Raw genomic sequence first — 19271 nt, forward strand, 5'->3', positions numbered from 1 at the left:
AACAAATTGTTTACGGGTGTGAAACAGTCAAAAGTACAGTTTTTTAAATAAAAATCATAAAGCCTGCGGTTTCGGAAAAACACTGTAAATCTCGTGGGCGGCACCTATTCGCTCAGATAGTTCTACCTTTGTACTAATTTTTACGGATATGGCGCCGAATGTAAATAGCCGTATAAAACTAAAGTCATTATCGCCAAAACCTTACTGGCGTGAGATCCTCGCTATATTCACGCTGTTGCTCGCCATTGTTTTTTTTAGGAATGAAAGAAAAGAATTACAAGCCATTATTCCGCAATTACGGCAGGCCCGGGTTTTATGGTTGCTCGCCGGTTTAACAATTACCTTTATTTACATTTTTTTTGAAGGCGGTATGTACCGGAAGAGCTTTGCAGCCATTGGGCTAAAACTGAAGTGGACGCATGCCATCATCCTGTTCTTAAAACGAAATTTTGTAAGCGTTTTTTTACCCGCTGGCGGCTTTAGTTCACTGGCTTACTCGCCCTCACAAATACGTAAAGAAGGTTTTCGTCAGCCGCAAGTGCACCAGGCAAGCGGATTATTTGCCTTTACCGGTTTACTCACTGTTTTTATTGCAGGATTACCTATTGTGATTTACACCGTCTTTGTGACCAGCCGTTTTAAAAATGCATTGCTTGGACTGCTGGCTTCGTTATTCATTATAACGCTTATAGTAATAGCGGTGCGGTCTATAAAGCAAAAAAAGAGGCTATACCGGTGGATCGACAAAAAAATACCTTCCTTCACTCCTACTTTAAACGAGGTATTTGCAGCTAACGTTAGCCTGCCCAAATTTTCGGGGGCCGTTGCGTTTTCAATTGGGGTAGAAATATGTGGTATGGTACACTTATACATTGCTATGCTTGCCCTGGGTGTACCAGCTTCATTTGGTGCATCGGCTGCGGTTTATATCATTTCTGTATTAATGATGGTCTTATCGCCCTTTTTGCGTGGGTTGGGCGCAGTGGAAATATCAATGATATATGGTTTGCAACAATTCGGGTACAATGATGCGCAGGCTTTATCTATTACCATTTTATACCGGGTGTTTGAATTCTGGCTGCCTTTGATTGCCGGTTTTATTGCATTGAGCTGGAAAGCACGAAGAATATTTTTAAGGGTGGCTCCGGTGTTGTTGTGTTTTGCATTAGGCATTGTAAATATTGTATCGGTTATTGTGCCTCCCATTCATAACCGCACCCGCCTGCTGCGGGAGTATCTGCCATTAACAACTATACATGCTTCGCACCTGCTGGTGTTATTGATTGGTTTAACATTACTGGGCACTTCGGCATTTTTATTTCGCGGACTTCGTAACGCCTGGATCATTGCGCTTAGCCTGTCGTTCTTTTCGTTAATTGGTCATTTAACAAAAGCGCTTGATTATGCAGAAGCGATCTTTTCGGGTTTAACCCTTATTGTATTAATAACCACGGCATCTCAATACCGTATTCGCAGCAGCAGTAAATGGATGCAGGCCGGGTTAAAAACTGCCATGATCAGTTTTGCGGCGGTGGCCCTGTTTGGTTTTCTTAATTTTTATTTTATTAAACCCCGGCATTTCGGTGTTGATTTCACCTGGCAGGAGTCGCTGGTTCATACCATAAGAAGTCTATTATTGCTTGCCGATGATCCCTCCCTTCATCCCATAACAAGGTTTGCCCATGAATTGATATGGCTTATAAAAGCCCTTGGCTTTTTTACCTGGGCGTTTTTATTGTTTACCCTCATTAAGCCGCATGTAAAAAAATATACGGTTACCGAAAATTACCGCGAACGTGCCTTGTTTTTATTGAAGGAGTTTGGTAATTCGGCTATTGATCATTTTAAGGTATATAAAGACAAATTATTTTTCTTTTCAGAGATCCATGAAGCTTTTGTTGCCTATCGCATATCCGGCGGTTTTGCCATTGTATTGGAAGAACCCGTTTGTGCAGAAGAATGCAAAGTAGAAGTTTTGCAGGAGTTCGACAGGCAGTGCCGTAAAATGGGTTTAAAACCGGCTTTTTACCGTGTTGATGAAAGCAGCGTCCTATGGTTTAGCCAGTTAAAGAAACGCAAGCTGATCATTGGGCAGGAAGCAATATTGAACATAAACGAATTTACACTCGAAGGCAGGGGTAAAAAATCATTACGCAATGGGTTGAACAGCCTGCAAAAGAAAGGTTATACTGTTTCGATGCATTGCCCCCCGCATACAAGCGCTTTTCTTGCGGAACTAAGAAAGGTATCTGATGAATGGTTGAAAAGTTTAGGTAAAGAAGAACTGATCTTTTCGCAGGGCATGTTCGACGAAAAGGAACTGATGCAGGAAGATGTAATTGTGGTTAAAGATGCCGATGGCACTATAAAAGCTTTTTTGAATGTGATACCCGATTATGCCGAAGAAGAATGTACGTACGATCTTATACGAAAAACCAATGATGCGCCGCCTGCTGTTATGGATGCATTGATCATTCAGTTGATTGCTTATGCCAAAGAACGTGGGCAGTTGTATGTAAACCTTGGGTTGGTGCCCATGTTGGGTATTGGCCAGCCCGGTAACACGGCCGAACAGATCATTAAACTGGCGGCTGAAAAAATTAAACGGTTCCAGCATTACAAAGGACTGCGTGAATTCAAAGAGAAATATGCCACACTGTGGGAAAACAAATATCTGGTTTACGATAATGATTTTGATCTGTTACAATTACCGCTCGCTATTAGTAATGTAATGAAGCCTTAGCATCTCAACAGCTACAACAATGAGCAAAGAATAGTAATCGGCAATGAAAAGACGCTGCCAAAGCCCCCGCAAGGGTATTATATGCATTTTGGCCAGCAGGAACAGCATGATAAACATAAGCCCGCTAAAGGCAACAAAGCGGGCATAGGCACTCAAACACGGAAAATGTTCTTTCCGGAATACTCTCAGTAACACAAATGAATTTACTACAATTGCTATTACCCCTATTGTGCTGAACAATAAATGCAATTTGCCGGTTAAAGCCAGGCCATCACCTGTATGTTCATATGGAAATAATGCACTCCCAATGCCTTCGCCCAAACCATATATTACAATCAGCCATACCGATACCTGTTGCCAAAAGCCTTCGTTAAAAATGGTTCTTTGTAGTCCGTAAGCATATAATACAAACAATATACTAAAGATCACTCCCCAGGTATTCATATACAGGGCCACAGGACTTATTGATGTGCCCAGAAAACTTTCTGACTGGTTGAGCGCATCATAATTTTTATAATGCAGTCCGATAATGGCAGTTACGGCAAAATCACCTGCGCAGGCAACAAAACAGCAAATAGCTGTAAGTATAACATGCCGTGAAGAATATGTTTTCACCTGGTGGTGGTTTTTATTTTTGATGTAAACACCTATTTAGAAATTCATGTAAATCATTTTTCGATCTTATTGCAAAGTTACAACCTCCCCTGCTCTTCCGCAGCGCTACCGGTATGCTGATTGCTACGTTTTTTACTGTTTGTATCGCCAAAGCGGTAGCTCAATGAAATTCCTAACCGTTGCGTATCATTTTCAAGCCTGCGTTGCGACTGCATAAGCAGCAGGCCGCTGAATTGATCGCGCCTGATCATTGAATGAAAAATATCTGTCATGTTTAGTTTTATTGATCCCTTTTCTTTGAATACCGTTTTTTGCACTGCTACATCGGCGCGCCAGATAGGGCTGGTTCTTGTTTGACCAGCAAGGCGCGCACCTGAATACATGCCGCTTAATTCGGCGCTCCAGCTTTTTGAGAACCTGAACTGATTGGTCATTTCCATTTCAAATGTGGTAATATCATTATCAATCGTTTGCTCATAGGCTATGCCCCTGTTCTCAAGGTGAAACAATGCCACCCCTGCATTTAGCTGCCAGCCTTTAAAGGGCATCAGCTGCACAAAGGGATAAATAGTAAGCGCATGATTAACGCCAAAGTTCTGCGGCCGGGTTATATTAACCGAGCCTGAAACCTCTATCAGCGACTGAATTAATTTACTAGTATACAAATAGCCTGCAACCAACCCTAAACGATTCTTATAAGTATACCTTAATTCAATGCCCCTAAAGTATTGCGGAGTTAGGGCAGGATTGCCGGCTGAATAGCTGTACTTGTCGTTATAAAAAAGAAAGGGGTTTAATTGCTGGTAATTGGGGCGGCGGATGCGCTGGCTGTAGCTAAGTGTCACTATGTTGTTATTATTACTATCCAATTTATATTGCAAATAGCAATCGGGGAACAGGTTCGTATAATTGCGACTGAAAGATGAGTCGGGAATAACTATATTGGGTAACTGCCGGCCATGCATATTGGTGTTTTCAATGCGTACACCGGCTTTGGCGCTCCAGCGTCGCCATTCTTTTGCAATGCTTACATAGCCTGCATTTATATTTTCACTGTATTTAAAATGATTGGTATTTCCGTAATCCGGCGTATACCCATCGGCTGTTTTATTATACCAGTCATTGTTGTATTGCGTGCGTACGTAGCTTGATTTCAAGCCTGCCTCCAGCTTTATTTTTTTATTTAGCGGCATGTTGTAATCGGCTTTGGCCGACATGATATTTATATCTGCCGGCAAATTGTACATTACCTGTGTAGACAAGTACTGATTACCATCTGCATGAAGGGTTACCACATCGAGGTCACTGCTAAGTGTGGTACCTTTGCGATTGAATGTATGCAGCACATTCATATTGATGCCGCCACTGTACCATGGGTAATTACCGTGCATGGTGCCGCTTGCTATTGAATTGCTATTATAGCTAAGCTGATCGCTGCGCGGACGAACACCACCAGTAAATAATATACCTACCGTGGTGTTGGCTGAGACAAAATAATCGAGCCCCGTTCTGACATTTATACCATCTGACTGAAAGGTATACCACTTATTGATGAGTAGCGATTGTTGTGGCGAACCATTTGTGTTGTAATAATAACGGTTGTTGGTTTCTCGGTTGTAGTTGCCATCCCTTGCATGGCTCAGGTTTGCAAAGAGGTTAATTTTCTTTTTTCTGTAATTGAGCATAATGGCTTCATTGTTCCGTTGGTACCTCCCCTGGTTGTAGGCGATCAACATGCTGCCGTTAAAACCCAATGCGCGGTTCTTTTTTAACCGGATGTTGATGATAGCGCCCCCTGATGCATCGTATTGGGCCGGCGGATTACTTATAAGCTCAACCTTATCTAAAATGCCTGCCGGTAGTGATCGCAGGTATGCAGCCAGTTCCTGTGCCGATAAATAAGTGGGTTTGTTATCAATCAATACCAGCACTCCATCCTTCTGGTACAGACTGATATCGCCATCGGGTTGCACCCTTACACCGGGGCTGCGTGCCAATACTTCCAGCGCATTACTGCCCGCAACGGTTAGCATGGCATCTACGTTTACGATCGTTCTATCTATTTTGTGCTCAAGTAACGGCTTACTGGCGCCAACCACCACTTCTTTCAATGCTTTTTGTGCATTGTGCTGCAGCACTATAACGGGTAATAACAGCGTATGGTGACCGGCATCGATCGTAAAGGTATCGCTTACGTATTTTTTGAATCCTACGTTAGTTATTATCATTATATATTGCCCTTCGTACAATTTTTTAAAGGCAAATCGTCCATCCTCGCCTACAGCTATCGTTTTGTTAAATGCAGGGGCGGCAGGTTTAAATAAAGTAACCGAGGCGCCAGGTAACGGGTTATTTTGCACATTGGTGATCATTCCGCTGATGCGGCCATTGGCGTTTTGTGCTTGTACAAAAGATGCCGGGATACTTATAAATGCCAGGGTAAGCAGTATCAGAATAGGTTTCATCGATGGTTATTTGGCCAAAATTTGCCCAATCTGAACCTGAAATAAAATAAATATGTTGAGTGCCGGAAAAATGCTGTTGAGCCGGCTGATGGCAGGTTTTAATCATTCGTCACAGAATAAAGCGAATTGGAACGTTTTTATACCCTGTTCAACATATTCCCTGAAGTAAATGTGAAAACTATTACGAACTTTAAGATATGAAATTGACCTTAGCAGGAAAGATCAGGAGCGAGGCATTGATGCTTCATACGGTGTTTATCCTGGCTGTTATATGCCTGCTGATCTCAGGCATACATTACTATTTTGCATTTATACAACAGCGGTTATTGTTAACTGTATTCTGTTGCAGTTTTCTTTTGTTATGTATTTATGCCGGTCGCTGGCTTTGCCAACGCTGGTACCTGCAGCAGAAGCCTTTTCATTTCAGCATGTATGCGGTGCTTATGTTGATGGCCATGGTTATTGTTTGGCCACTTGCAGCCAAAATGATATTCAATGCACCGGGCGATATTATAGAATTTTCGGTTGCCACGCTCCCCTTTTTCATCATTGCTTTTGTAATGGGTATTATTATAAAGTTAACCCGCGCTTCCATACAAAAACAGATAAACGATGCCGAGTTGCGGGCCGAACAAAAGCAAAGCGAACTGAACCTTTTGCAATCGCAATTAAGCCCGCATTTCCTTTTCAATACCCTGAACAATTTATATGGCATTGCCATCACACAACACGAACGCATGCCGTCCCTTTTATTACAGCTCTCCGATCTGCTGCGTTACTCGGTATATGAAACTAAAAAGCCATTTGTTACCTTACAGGAGGAATTGGAATACATTCACAATTATATCGGTTTTGAAAAGCTACGGTTGAGCGACCGGCTGGTATTACACTGCGATGTGCTAACTGCAAATAATAAAAATATACGAATAGCACCCATGGTATTGATCGTATTTATTGAAAATGCGTTCAAACATGCTCAAAACACACTCGACGAAAAGATCTATGTTAGTATTAAACTATCCCTTTCGGGTGACCAGCTTTTGTTTTGTATCGAAAATTCGCACAACGAAACAAAGAAATATAATTCATTACACCAACCTTCGGGACTGGGGTTGGCAAATACCATCAAAAGGCTGAACCTGTTGTATGAAAAGGATTATATTTTAGAGCAAATTGCTGCGCAAAACAGGTATACCGTAAAGCTGAGTTTAAAAATAAAATGATACTATGTTCAACTGCCTTATTGTAGATGATGAACCAATTGCAAGGGATATAATTATTAATTACTGTAGCCACCTGCCCCAACTGCGAATTGCAGGCTGTTGCGGAAACGTATTTGAAGCAAAGGAAATAATGCAATATACGCCTGTGCACCTGCTGTTCCTCGATGTACACCTGCCGGTACTGGATGGAATTGGCTTTTTAAAAACACTGAAGAACGCTCCGCAGGTAATATTCACAACAGCTTATAAGGACTATGCTGTAGATGCTTTTGACCTTGCGGCTTGTGATTACCTGGTAAAGCCCTTTTCGTTGGAACGTTTTATAGTAGCGGTTGATAAGGTTATTGAAAAGCTTCAGGCCGGCAAAACGGCTGGCGCCGATAACCCAACCCATAACGTACCCAGTGATTATTTTTTTATAAAGGCAGATGGTAAGATATACAAGTTGCACTACCACGACATTGTAGTAGCCGAAGCAAAAGGAAATTATACCAGGATACTTTCTAATACCGGCACCATGCTCCCAACTATGTCGTTCTCTTCATTTGAAGCATTGTTACCAGCAGGTTTGTTTATCCGTGTTCATCGCTCCTTTATTATTAATAAATCCAGGATCAGCCATATAGAAGGCAATACCGTATATATTAACGATATGGCCATTCCTATAGGCGTAAATTATAAGGAGCTGTTCTTTAAAGCTATTGGGATGTAGTAAATTGGGGTTTTATTTCTTCTCAATAATATAATTCCCCAGTACCAGCACATCGAGCCCCGTAGTGAAAAAACATCGAATGGCATCATACGGCGATTCTACAATGGGTTCGCCCATTACATTAAAACTTGTATTGAGTATTACAGGAACACCGCTTAGTTTTTCAAACTCTTTCAACAGGTTATGAAACCTGCTATTCGTTTCCTTATGAATTGTTTGTAAACGGGCCGTTCCATCAACATGCGTAATGGCCGGCACTATATCGCGTTTGTCGGGCAATACATTACATACCTTCAACATAAAAGGATCAGCTACATGCTGCTCGAAATAGGTGGGAACATCTTCTATGGGACAAGAGGGCGCAAACGGACGAAATGCTTCCCGGTGCTTTACCTCGGCATTTACTTTATCTTTCATGTGCTTGAGCGTTGGATTGGCCAGTATACTGCGATTGCCAAGCGAACGAGGCCCAATTTCCATAGCACCCTGAAACCAGCCTACTATTTGTCCATTATGAAGGATCTCGGCCGTGCGTTCCTCTACATTATCATAATAGGTGGCCGACAGTTTGCAAATTTGAATCACGTTTTCAAAATCCTTGTTACTGTAACTGGTACCCACATAAGGGTCATTGTGTACAAACCCGCGCTTGTTCTTTAGGATACAATTGTACACATAATAAGCTGCGCCAAGTGCCGTGCCATTATCACCGGCTGCCGGCATCAGGTAAATGTCTTTAAAACCACTTTCCCTAACAATGCGTCCGTTGGCTACACTGTTAAGTGCAACCCCGCCAGAAATGACCAGGTAATCCTCGCCTGTTCTTTTATGTAGCCCGCGGGCCAGCTTAAGCATACATTCTTCCAAATGAAACTGAAAGGCAGCTGCTACATCCAGGTGATGCTGTTCAAATTTGGCTCGTTTATCTTTATTGCGGGGCGCCCCAAAGGCTTCAACGAATTTTGAACTATACCGTATGGGCGAATAATACTGGTACCGGAAATAACTAAGATCTACACCTATTGAAAGATCGTCATTGATCCAAAAGATTTGGGATACTGTTTTATAAAATTTCAGCGGGTCGCCTAACGGCGCGAGCCCCATTGTTTTTCCCTCATCGTAGTTGGGTATGAAACCGCAGTATTGGGTGGCAGCTTCATATACCGAGCCCAGGGACATTGGAAAGTGATCCTGTCTGAAAAAAGTATAATCAATACCTTTTGCCTGGCCCATAAAGGTGGTTGCCCATTCGCCCGATCCGTCAACAGACAGCAGGGCGGCGCTTTCGTATGGTGAGATCAAATAAGTGCCTACTACATGTGAAAGATGATGGGGTACATAATGAATAGTCGGTTTGCGGCCTTCCTTAAAAAAACTGCTATACCAGTTGGCGAAACGCTTACGCTTTAAATATAAACGTAGCACTACTTCCTGCCTAAGGAATTCACGGCTATGCAGCAGGTTCTTTATGCTGTAAAAAAACTTTTTACCCAAACCCAGTTTGGGGTCAATAGACACAGCAACATGATCTATGTCGGCCGGCTTTAGCCCTGCAACCTCCATACATTTTTCAATGGCATGAATGGGAAATTCGGTAGAGTGTTTTTTGCGGGTTATCCGTTCTTCCTCAATGGCAACAACCAGGTTTCCGTTTGAAATAATACATGCCGTAGAGTCGTGATAATAAAAGTTGATCCCAAGAATGTTCATAAGCTCTTAGTTTATGTAGATGTATTAATCCCAAGCCAATACTTTTCCAATATTTAGTTACCTAGATATTGACTATTTACCATAAATATTATAATTGAGAATTAGGGGACAGATCGATAATGGACTTTTTACGCAGTGACTACAAATGAAGCTCACAGGAAGATGGAGAATACTAAGTTAAGAAAGTAAATATACATTTTAAAAATTTCTTGTCTAAAATGGAAAGTAATAAGTAAGAATAACTGTAAGTGATTCGGGTATGTGATACTTACAAATTGGATTGATGTAGCAACAGTAAGTAATGAAATAATGCTGATCAATGTTAAGCTGAAAAAAAATTGATTGTTATATTAAATTGTTTTGTACCTTAATGTAAGAATTCAATCTTCAAGTTTCCATCCCATATATCCGGTTAAACTAACGGTAGGTCCGTCTTCTTACAAAACACCCGATCTAATGACTTTTTAATGTAACAATAATAATAAGATCCGTAGAGATATACATAATCTTATAACAGGTTCTGTGGCTGAGTGGTTAGGCGAAGGTCCGCAAGACCTTTTACAGTAGTTCGAATCTACTCAGAATCTCAAAAAAGGATCGCGCAAGCGGTCCTTTTTTATTGTCGTTAAATGCCAAAACTTAATGCCGTGCTGTTTAATTCCCTTGCATTTCTTGTTTTTCTTCCGGTTGTGTTTTGCTTATACTGGTTTATTTTTAATAAGCGCCTGCGCTGGCAAAATAGCCTGTTGCTAATTGCCAGTTATTTCTTTTACGGTTGGTGGAGCTGGAAGTTTATGGGGTTACTGGCCTTAAGCACATTTCTCGATTACGTGTACGGTTTTTCTGTAGCTTCTGCAAACCGCAAAAAAGCACGCCTTTTTTTATGGCTAAGCATTATCAATAATCTTGGTATACTTGCCTTATTCAAGTATTACAACTTTTTTGTACAGCAATTTCAACAAGGCTTCGAATTGTTGGGATTACACATTCACCCCGTTATACTTGAGATCGGTTTGCCAATCGGTATTTCTTTCTACACATTCCATGGCATGTCGTATGTATTTGATATTTACAGAGGAAAAATAAAACCCATTTCCAATTTTGTAGACTATGCCGTGTTTGTTTCCTTTTTCCCGTTACTGGTAGCCGGGCCTATTGAACGGGCAACGCACCTGCTGCCACAAATACAGCAAAAGCGCATCTTTAGTTATACGCAGGCCGCCCAGGGATGCCGCTTAATAGTATGGGGTATGTTTAAGAAGGTAGTAATTGCCGACAGTCTGGCGGTTGTAGCCGACCAGATCTTTAACAATTACCACCAGTATAACGGTATTACCCTTGTACTTGGGGCCATCGCTTTTTCGTTTCAGATCTATGGCGACTTTAGCGGGTACTCAGACATAGCCCTGGGTACTGCCAAATTATTTGGATTTGAACTGTTAAGCAATTTCCGGTTCCCCTACTTTTCAAGAGATATAGCCGAGTTTTGGCGAAGATGGCATATTTCACTGTCCTCCTGGTTTAGAGACTACCTGTATGTTCCACTGGGTGGTTCAAAACAGGGCAAGGGTAAAGCGGTCAGAAATACCTTTATCATATTCCTGGTAAGCGGTTTTTGGCATGGTGCCAGCTGGAATTTTATTGCCTGGGGTTTTATTCATGCCTGTGGGTTTTTGCCCCTGTTACTATTAAACCGAAACCGTAAACATGTTAATGAAGTGGTGGCAGAAGACAGGGCATTGCCCAATAGTAAAGAACTACTGCAAATGCTTGCTACATTTAGCTTTGTAACCTTTGCCTGGATCTTCTTCAGGATCCACGATCTGGGCGATGCTATTAGTTACACAAAGAACATTTTTACAAACTTTTACCATTGGGGTGAAGCGGTTCCCTTTCTGTTCATCTTCTATTATATTTTACCACTGTTAGCGTTTGACTGGTTGTTCAGAAGAAATGAAAGGGACCTGAAAGTTAAGGTAGCCAATAGAAATGTACTGATGGCCGTTGGTTCAAGAATAGTACAGTATACCATATTTACGCTTACCACCTTGTTCCTGCTGAATGCCATCATTCAAAAAGACAATGTTTCATTTATTTATTTTCAGTTCTGATGCTAAAGTTTATTTTTAAAATAGGTCAATTGTCCATTGTTCCGGCACTGGTGCTTGTTTTATTGGGGCTCAGGCAGGAACAGGACCGCGTAGTTACTTTAAAAAGAAAGTTATTTGAGCAGTATAAAGAAAGTGTACAATGCCTTATAACAGGCACCAGCCATACATTAAATGGAATAAACCCCACATTGCTTCCGGTAAAAGCATTAAATATTGCAGAAGAAAGTAAAGCGGTAGAAATAGATATTGAAATAATAGAGAAAAACCTGCACCAGCTTCCGAATTTAAGATATGTGATCATTCCGGTCGATTACATCACCTTCTATTTTACGGGCAAGCGGGAAGGATCGGCAGCCAAGCTTTACCATCACTGGAATTTGAAACACGGGTTTATAAATACTTATTCCATCAAGCGATACCATGTCTTTACCTGTGGGTTCCGGCTCAATGAATGTAATACAGACGACCAGCGTGATACCATTATGGGTTACAGGCCCGAATTTAAGGACCTTTCAAAAGCGTCGGCCGATTACAGGCTACATAAATATCAGCGAAAAATAATCGACTGGAACGAACACTGGATCGATACCAGCTGTGCCCCCATGATCTATAAGAGAATGGTGAATTTTATTTCCATGCTTCAGCAAAAGGGTATTCAAACCATACTGGTTACCATGCCGGTTTGTAAGCCGTTTTACGGCTGTCTCGATCCCATATTACTCAATAAGAACAAACAGTTCATCGATAACATTCTCCGTGCTACAAAAGCTAAATACATAGACCTTCAAATCAACAAAGTGTTTGAGGCCGATAGCTTGTTTTTCGACATCGATCATTTAAACGACAAAGGCGCCGCTATTGCCACGGGAATTATCGGGGATGCGTTTTAAAACTTCTCTACCCCATTTACATTCATTTTTATTGCAGTTAACTTGTCTACCGGTCCGGTAATAAATAAGGTTTTATTATTGGGGCCGCCAAATACATTGTTGGTGGCGCCGTCGCCTGTGGGCACGTTGAATATTTTAATGCCTTTTGAATTGAAAGCGGTCACTCCATATGAGTTACTGATATAAATATTCCCACGCTCATCCATCGACATCCCATCGCCGCCCATATCTGCAAACTTCCGCATATTGGCAAGGGTTCCATTGGGTTTTATATCAAACACCCAGGTACCTGCCGTATTGATATCGGGCGCCCATTTATTTACATACAGCTTTTTACCATCGGGAGTTCCCACAACCCCGTTTGGCCAGCCATCGGCATCCCAGCCCATAGCCTCTGTTGTAACCCGTACTAAAGTGTGGCTGCCGGCAGCCAGATAGTATACATATCCACCTTTGCCGGTTGGGGCTTGTTGCGAATGCGTAGGAGGCCATTCCTGCTGGCGCGGATCGCCGGCATCCCAATAACCTCTTGGAAATATGGGGTCGGTGATATACATGCCGCCATTTTTAGGATTGATCCATACGTCATTGGGGCCATTCAATAATTTGCCTTTGTAATTATTTACCAGAACGGTGTGGCTTCCGTTCGGCGCTATTTTCCATAATTCGCCATGCATATCGGCGCAGGTTATGAGATTCCCGTTTTTATCAAATGCCATTCCGTTCGAGCGGCCTGTACCCGTTAAAAATGTGGTGATCTTTCCGTTGTTGGCCGCCCATTTATAGATCTTGTCGTTGGGTTGATCTGTAAAAAATATATTACCTTTTTTATCAACGGCCGGGCCTTCGGTAAAACTAAAACCTTCGCCCAGTATTTTCAATTTTGCGTTTGGCGCAAGCAAACAGGTGGGGTCATAAATGCTCGTATCTGTGCTGCCCCGGCGGGCTGCGGCACCGGTTTCTTCACTTACTTCTTTAGTAATTGGAGCATCTTTTATTTTATTTTTTGAACATGCATAAAATGCAAAGGAGCATAGCGCTCCCGTTAGGAGTAGTACTACCTTTTTTTTCATAGCAGGCAATTTTATACAAGCTACTGTAACCTGCTGTGAATAACTTCCAATAAAAAACTATGAAGAATAATGAACAAGCCAAAACTGCTTTTACTTACTGTAACGCCCAGGCCAGTCCGTCGGGTGTTTTGCCTACATCTATGCGGGTAATTATTTCAAATGTTCTTAAATTTACCACCGCCACATAATTGTCGGGTGAGCAGGCTACAAAGGCACGGCTATTGTCAGTGTCAATCAGCAATCCGGCAGCGCCGGCACCCACTTTAACCCGTTTTAATTCCTTACGTTCTTTTACATCATAGATGAACAGTTCACCGGTGCGCAGGCTGCTTATCAATGCCAGTTTCCCATCATAGGTAATTCGCAGGCGATTGGCGCCTATAGCTTTTGCCTCAAGTGTTTGTATAACCGTTTTGGACGTTGTATCAATTATATAAATGGAACCGTTCTCTGCTGCTACAGCCCAAATTTCTTTACCATCGGGCGAAAGGTCAAAGCCCTCTACTCCCCTGCTTGTTGATACAACTGTTTGCGCCCATTCCGTACTCCCTTTACTTAAAAGGCTAACTGTGCCACCCACGGTATTGGTAGCATATAAATGCTGGCCGTCTTTTGTTACTTCCACCATATGGGTCCTGTTCTGCCCGGTGCCCATTGCCCAGTCAACCTTCTTTAGTGTGGGATCGTACCTGCCTACAGCTTTGGACCCTTCTGCCGAAAACCACAATTTACCATTGGCAAATGCAAGCCCATGCGGGCCCATTAATGGACTGGTATCAATACTATCGATTGTTTTTTGTGCTACGAGGTCAATTACATTCAACACATGAAAACGGCCGCCGCCTGTGTTTGACACATAGGCTGTTTTTCCATCGGTTGAAGCAATTACTTCGTGCGGGTCGGCGCCTACCGGCATTTTTGCAATCACCTTTAACGATACGGGATCAACAACAGCTAACGTATGATCACCTTTGGAAAGCGCCAGTAACTTACGCGTTTGCGCCTGTATAGTAGTGGCTGCAGTTAATAGTGTCACTGAACAAAGAACCATTACATATATACCTTTCTTCATTTGAATGCTTTTACCTTAACCAATATACTTATAAATCCTTTATGGAGACCAAATAGTATTATATAAAAAGTACAAGGCCAATCGTTATAGCCAATGGCCTGGTAAAAAAGATTTCAGAAAAGGGTGAAAAAACGGTGGTGCTTTCTACTTAAATTAAATAGCTTGCCATCGTATCTCCAGTACCAAACGATTCTCTTACTACTGCACTAGAATAAGCATATCCGAAATTTGCCATTATGGAACTTCGTATGTACCTACATAACTGAACTACCCTATTTGTGCTATTGGCCGGCAGCAACTGCCCAGTTATATTCGTTTACCATTTTCACTAACGGTTAATAACTGTCTGATGGAAAAAAGTGTCGTGCACTTAATATATGCGGGGGAAGAAGGCTGTCCTTTATTTGCCCCTATTCAAAAAAAGCTGGATGAAGATGGCGTTGTTTTTACCCGGCAGCCAGAAGCGGCCGGCGTTGCCATTGTAGTATGGAGCGATAAATTATCAGTAGAAACGGTAATGGAGTACATGCAACCACTTACTGTGTTTGATATAAAAATTGTTCTGCTAACTATCAACAAAACGCTTTCGGATGCAGTAAAATGGCAATTGAAGCAGGCGGGCGCCCACGAAATGCTGGAATGGAACAAGAGTGAAGATGTGTTGTTACACTTAAAAGCCAGGTTGAAACGCTGGGCGCAGGTGGAAGCATTGCTGTCACAGGACCTTATACGTAATAATTTAATTGGAACAAGTTATACGTGGAAGCGCTTTTTAAGAAAGGTGGTTGAAACGGCTTTTTTTACCAACAACAGTGTACTTCTTATAGGTGAGTCGGGCACAGGTAAAGAAATGACCGCCCGCCTGATACATGAACTTGACCAGCGGAAAGAAAAAGGTAAACTGGTGTTAATGGATTGTACTACCATCGTTCCCGAATTATCGGGTAGTGAGTTTTACGGCCATGAAAAGGGCGCCTTTACCAATGCCGTACAGGCCCGGGACGGCGCTTTTGAAATGGCCGATACCGGCACCTTGTTCCTCGACGAACTGGGTGAATTGCCATTGACCATGCAGGCCGGATTGTTACGTGTAATTCAGGAAGGTATGTATAAGCGTGTAGGCAGTAATACCTGGCGTAAAACCAACTTCAGGCTGGTATGTGCTACCAACCGTAACGTGAAAGAAGAAATTAACCTTGGCAGTTTTAGAAAAGACCTGTATTTCAGGATAGCGGCTTCGGTATTTGTTATACCGCCCCTGCGCAACAGAAGGGAAGATATACCCGAACTGGTAAGAGCATTTCTGCGTAAGGAGTTAAATGCCATTGTTGCGCCGGAAATGGATGGCGCCATTATGAATTATTTGGTACATCGTGATTACCAGGGAAACATTCGTGAGTTAAAGCAACTGGTGAGCCAGATCGTTATGCGCTATGCAGGCCAGGGTTTTATTACCATTGGTGATATGCCGGAAGAAGAATGCCCGTCGCCGCAGCAATTACAGGGCTTTACAGCTTCTTCGAACAACAGCCTGCATCAGTCTATCAGGCTGGCCATTGCCAGCGGCAAAGATCTGATGCGAATAAAAAATGATATAGCCCATTTGGCTATGGAAGTTGCCCTGGAAGATTGTGACGGCAATCTTAAACTGGCCGCCCGTAAGCTGAATGTGGAGGTTCGAACATTGCAGTATATCCGAAAAAAGAATAACGAAGTAATTAATGACTTATAAGCCAGGGATCTTTATATTCATCCTGTACAGGTAACAACTCTCTTTTGATGGCCGGCTTTATGGCTGGTGTTTTTTCAAATGCTTTGTTACGCGCCTTACACGTTAACCGAAGAAAATTAGCAGCGAGCATCAGTTGCAGATCTTTCGTATTGGTGGTAAGTGCAAAGATCTTTTGCAATTCTACTGCAGGATGCAGCCAGGGGCCATCGGTGCCAAAGAGTATTTTACGGGCGCCTGCACGCTTGTAGGCCATGGCCAGCAGATCGAACCGGCGAACCCCCGACGTGTCGGTATAAATATTAGTATGCCGCTCAAGCATTGGAATAAAAGCAATTTGCGCCCGCCAGTCGTCGGCAAAACTCGACAGGTGTGGAATTATAAAATTAACGTCGGGATATTCTGTGGCCAGCAACTCTATCATCGATACTTCCCCTACTACATCGTATAATACAGGCAGTGAGAACATGCGGGCTACGTCGCAAATTTCGCGACTGATGCGCGCATCGTGCCGGTGCACTTTTATGCCACAAAACCCGTATTGCAAAACGGCTTTGCGTACCATGTCGTATACCCGGCCCCGATCGTGAATGGCATGTACAAAAGCAAAACCATAAAAGCGTTGTGGGTTTTTGTTTACAATGGCAGCCACGGCCGCATTGGCCTGGGCATAATCGGAATGAAAAGCAGCAAACAGGTTGGTGCGTTGTATACAAGCGGCTGCCGACCATTTTAGAAATTGTGTCAATGATGCCTGCGTATCCCAGGGCCCTGTAAGCCCATCGCCCTTACCGGCATGACAATGTGCATCTATGATAAGCATAAATACAATTTCTGATTTTGAGATTTTATATTTTTTATTTGGTCCTTGGAGCTTGGAATTTGGAATTTTTAATTCTTATATTTCCCAGGTCACTATTTGAACGGCGTCGGCCGGCAAATTGGTTTTTAAGGCAATGGTTTGGGCCAGTTGCCGTAATTGCTGCGGTGTACCATGCTGGCCTCGCGCATCCAGTACAATACGTTGTGGTATAGAGTTGCCCGAGGCATCCTGCGGTCCCTGCAACCGCCTGCGGGCAATTTGCTTTTGTAATGTGCGGATCAACTGCGCCTGGTTGTTGAGGTTATAATTCTTTATTTCTATCATACTATCGGCCGGGTTAATATCCGGAATAACACTACCGGCCGGCGGTTTATACCTGCCATTGGCCTGTTGCACCCACTTCGCAGGCTGGTTATTCAGAAATGTTCTTTGGCCGGGTATGCCAAACTGCCTGAAAAACAATTGCAGGTCTTTTTCCGACTGGTGCCAGGATGGTCTTTTTCGTTGCTCAATGGCTTTGATGTAATTGTCGTACCGTTTCTGAAGAATGGGGCTGGCCCGCTTTTTTTGCTCCTGCCAGTAACGCAACAGGGCCTTGCGTTGCCTGTCGCCAATGCTTATCAGGGGCGATGTGGTTACTTTACCGGGCACAGCCGGTAAAGCACCGGGCGGCGAATTGCGTTGCACACTTCTGGCAACACGGCTACCAATATTTATGGCATTGGCCAGTATAGGACCCAAAAATTGATCGGGCAGCGTTTCGTTGTTTGTTCCCGCCGCGCAATTACCGCCCGGCCTGGGTTTTGCCAGGCGCTCATTCCTGCGTTCGCGCCAGGTTTTATGTAACCGGCCTGTATGCCGGCACGATGGGCAGTTGCATGACCGGGTATGCGTAGTCATATTGAAATGTTTAATAGTTAAATTATAGTATGCCATTTATGGCTGGCTGTTGGTGAAGTCAATTAGCAATTGGCAATAAGCAATTGGCAAATTATTCTCTAACCGGCATCAGTTTGCCTGTAATCGGGCACGCCGTAATTCGTGAGCTTTTGCCTATTGCCCATTGTCCATTGTATGCATTGGCTAATTCCTGCACAAGCCGGCGAATCTGCTCACTGGTATGGTCACTGCGCAAGATCAACGTTAATATTGGATGGGTGCCTGTATGTGAGGCCGACAAAACTGTTTTTACACCTCGTTGCTGCAGTTGATTATACATAGCTGTTGTTATGCCGACACCCGGGTGATGTACATATTGCACCGGAAAGCAGCTATTGCTTACAGGCAGTTTAACCTGCGCCATCTGGCGCCTGAACAGTTTTACATTACGCCATAGCCTGGCCCGTAACTGGTTGCCCATGGTTTGGTTCACATGCAGCGCATTCACCGCTGCCTGTATATGGGCATTGCTAACCGGACTTGAATATGCCCGTACAACACTGGCCTGTTCAAACAGCCCAATATTATTGCGTGTGCCGCCCATAACAGCCATGGGCACGCCCCATGCTTTGGCCAGCGAAACAATGGTGGTAATACAGCGGCTTTGCACTGCTGTTAGTTGTTTCCATCGCAATATGCCTCCTCCTGCTGTACCCAAAATGCCAAAGGCCTGTGTATCGTCTATAAATAATTGCCCGTTCATGCTGTTCAACAAGGCCGCGTAATGCTCAACCGGGGCTGCCCGGCCGCATACGGGGCACCAGCCATCACTTAGTACTATGGATTTTCTGCCTCTTTTGCAACGTTGTTTTATAAGCTGCTGCAGGTGTGTTGCATTTTGGTGACGGAAATAATAGACCGGAGTTCTTTTTACCAGCAATTGTTCAATGCCATATTGCGAAACCGGGTAAATATTTTCGTCAATGAATACAGTTACCGGCTCATTGCTTAAAGCATGGTAAAGGTCATAGTATAGATGCAGGGTGCTTGGCGCCGTTAGTCCACATTCCAAACCTTGCAGCCCGGCTACCTGATTGGCCACATGTTTATTCAGCGCCGGCTCGCCCAAAACAGCGGGTATACCTGTTGTAAGTTGTTCCCAGTTTTGTAATGTTGTACCCGGGTGTTTCATGGCCAGGTACAACGAGGATGTAAAATCCATTATA

14 protein-coding genes and 1 tRNA gene are annotated in these 19271 nt (G+C 43.2%); 7 read left to right on the forward strand and 8 right to left on the reverse strand.

Going from position 1 to position 19271, the window contains the following annotated elements; all coding sequences use genetic code 11:
• Positions 1-148: 148 nt before the first annotated feature.
• On the forward strand, positions 149-2743 hold the full coding sequence (locus tag GGD38_RS21330) for a phosphatidylglycerol lysyltransferase domain-containing protein (RefSeq protein ID WP_375301225.1): 2595 nt from the start codon (positions 149-151) through the stop codon (positions 2741-2743).
• Here GGD38_RS21330 and GGD38_RS21335 read toward each other — a convergent pair.
• Together GGD38_RS21335 and GGD38_RS21340 are read right to left on the reverse strand one after the other, a co-directional pair.
• Entirely contained in the window at positions 2708-3358 is a 651-nt protein-coding gene (locus GGD38_RS21335) for a DUF998 domain-containing protein (RefSeq protein WP_375301226.1), read from the reverse strand. The genes GGD38_RS21330 and GGD38_RS21335 overlap by 36 nt on opposite strands.
• Positions 3359-3435: 77 nt before the next feature.
• Complete coding sequence (locus tag GGD38_RS21340; protein ID WP_375301227.1) at positions 3436-5823, reverse strand: outer membrane beta-barrel protein; 2388 nt, start codon at positions 5821-5823, stop codon at positions 3436-3438.
• Between the two features lie 197 nt (positions 5824-6020).
• On the opposite strand from GGD38_RS21340, the gene GGD38_RS21345 reads away from it, so the two are divergent.
• Positions 6021-7046: a sensor histidine kinase gene (locus GGD38_RS21345; protein ID WP_375301228.1), complete on the forward strand. Its 1026-nt coding sequence runs from the start codon at positions 6021-6023 to the stop codon at positions 7044-7046.
• A gap of 4 nt (positions 7047-7050) precedes the next feature.
• A complete protein-coding gene (locus GGD38_RS21350) occupies positions 7051-7758 on the forward strand; it encodes a LytR/AlgR family response regulator transcription factor (protein ID WP_375301229.1) in 708 nt (235 codons plus the stop codon).
• Between the two features lie 12 nt (positions 7759-7770).
• Here the strand turns inward: GGD38_RS21350 and GGD38_RS21355 are convergent, their stop codons facing one another.
• Positions 7771-9468 (reverse strand): carbamoyltransferase, encoded by a 1698-nt coding sequence (locus tag GGD38_RS21355; protein WP_375301230.1) that lies wholly within the window; start codon positions 9466-9468, stop codon positions 7771-7773.
• Positions 9469-9984: 516 nt separating this feature from the next.
• Here GGD38_RS21355 and GGD38_RS21360 point away from each other — a divergent pair.
• The 3 genes from GGD38_RS21360 to GGD38_RS21370 all read left to right on the forward strand — a co-directional run bounded on the left by GGD38_RS21360 (position 9985) and on the right by GGD38_RS21370 (position 12469).
• Positions 9985-10055, forward strand: a tRNA-Cys gene (locus GGD38_RS21360).
• A gap of 42 nt (positions 10056-10097) precedes the next feature.
• Positions 10098-11579, forward strand: a complete 1482-nt coding sequence (locus GGD38_RS21365) for an MBOAT family O-acyltransferase (RefSeq protein ID WP_375301231.1) — start codon at positions 10098-10100, stop codon at positions 11577-11579.
• Positions 11579-12469, forward strand: coding sequence for a hypothetical protein (locus GGD38_RS21370; protein WP_375301232.1), 891 nt, complete (start codon positions 11579-11581; stop codon positions 12467-12469). The genes GGD38_RS21365 and GGD38_RS21370 overlap by 1 nt, the downstream gene beginning before the upstream one ends.
• On the opposite strand, the gene GGD38_RS21375 is transcribed toward GGD38_RS21370, so the two are convergent.
• Both GGD38_RS21375 and GGD38_RS21380 read right to left on the reverse strand, forming a co-directional pair.
• A complete protein-coding gene (locus tag GGD38_RS21375) occupies positions 12466-13542 on the reverse strand; it encodes an SMP-30/gluconolactonase/LRE family protein (RefSeq protein WP_375301233.1) in 1077 nt (358 codons plus the stop codon). The genes GGD38_RS21370 and GGD38_RS21375 overlap by 4 nt on opposite strands.
• A gap of 94 nt (positions 13543-13636) precedes the next feature.
• A complete protein-coding gene (locus tag GGD38_RS21380; protein ID WP_375301234.1) occupies positions 13637-14614 on the reverse strand; it encodes a YncE family protein in 978 nt (325 codons plus the stop codon).
• 349 nt (positions 14615-14963) lie between these two features.
• Here GGD38_RS21380 and GGD38_RS21385 point away from each other — a divergent pair, with 349 nt between their 5' ends.
• The gene (locus tag GGD38_RS21385; RefSeq protein ID WP_375301235.1) at positions 14964-16346 is read left to right on the forward strand and encodes a sigma-54-dependent transcriptional regulator; all 1383 of its coding nucleotides are present in this window, start codon (positions 14964-14966) and stop codon (positions 16344-16346) included.
• Here GGD38_RS21385 and GGD38_RS21390 read toward each other — a convergent pair.
• The 3 genes from GGD38_RS21390 to GGD38_RS21400 all read right to left on the reverse strand — a co-directional run bounded on the left by GGD38_RS21390 (position 16333) and on the right by GGD38_RS21400 (position 19267).
• Positions 16333-17166: an amidohydrolase family protein gene (locus GGD38_RS21390; RefSeq protein WP_375301236.1), complete on the reverse strand. Its 834-nt coding sequence runs from the start codon at positions 17164-17166 to the stop codon at positions 16333-16335. The genes GGD38_RS21385 and GGD38_RS21390 overlap by 14 nt on opposite strands.
• Before the next feature lie 75 nt (positions 17167-17241).
• Entirely contained in the window at positions 17242-18066 is an 825-nt protein-coding gene (locus GGD38_RS21395) for a hypothetical protein (RefSeq protein WP_375301237.1), read from the reverse strand.
• Positions 18067-18157: 91 nt separating this feature from the next.
• A complete protein-coding gene (locus tag GGD38_RS21400; protein ID WP_375301238.1) occupies positions 18158-19267 on the reverse strand; it encodes an aminotransferase class I/II-fold pyridoxal phosphate-dependent enzyme in 1110 nt (369 codons plus the stop codon).
• Positions 19268-19271: the final 4 nt, after the last annotated feature.

Origin of the sequence: Niastella sp. OAS944, from assembly GCA_024809215.1 — a bacterium.
Lineage (GTDB): Bacteria > Bacteroidota > Bacteroidia > Chitinophagales > Chitinophagaceae > Niastella.